The organism is Pseudomonas sp. 86_A (assembly GCF_017491705.1).
Classification (GTDB): domain Bacteria; phylum Pseudomonadota; class Gammaproteobacteria; order Pseudomonadales; family Pseudomonadaceae; genus Aquipseudomonas; species Aquipseudomonas koreensis.
Genome location: NZ_JAFGYS010000136.1, coordinates 1 through 466, shown reverse-complemented (window position 1 = coordinate 466; position 466 = coordinate 1). Strand labels below are relative to the sequence as shown.

Below are 466 nucleotides of genomic sequence, written 5' to 3'. Positions count from 1 at the left end.
GTGCAGGTGCCAGTCGTCGGGGCGGGCGAGGGTCAGCGAGGCGGGAACGGAAGCATTCATGGTGTCGTGGGAATGGCGCGCGGCGAGGCGCGATGCGCGGCGCGCCGGCCGCGCGCGGCGCCGCCCGACTGACGGCAAACCGCAACACGGAAACGCTCGCGCGCGGTTTTCGCCTTTTGCCGCTTAGGGCTCGGTGATATGCTTGAAGCCGACATTGTACCGGTTACCGTCCGGTGTACTCACCCGCCAGCCTCAGCCGCACCCGCGATATGTGACAACTCTTCGGAATGAACTGCGCCGAACCGACGGACGTGACGTTCTCGTTTACCGGCTTCGCGGCCCGCGGCGGGCTCACCGATCATCATGCCGACGGCTGGGGCATCGCGTTCTTCGATGACAAGGCCTGTCGCCTCTTCATCGACCAGCAGTCGTCGTCGACGTCGCCCATCGCCGAGATGGTCAAGCG

1 protein-coding gene is annotated in these 466 nt (G+C 66.3%); it reads left to right on the top strand.

All coding sequences use genetic code 11. The features are described from left to right. Positions 1 to 287: 287 nt before the first annotated feature. Positions 288 to 466, top strand: a 179-nt coding sequence (locus J5M57_RS29175) for a class II glutamine amidotransferase (protein ID WP_347709679.1), incomplete at its 3' end; no start/stop codon positions are given.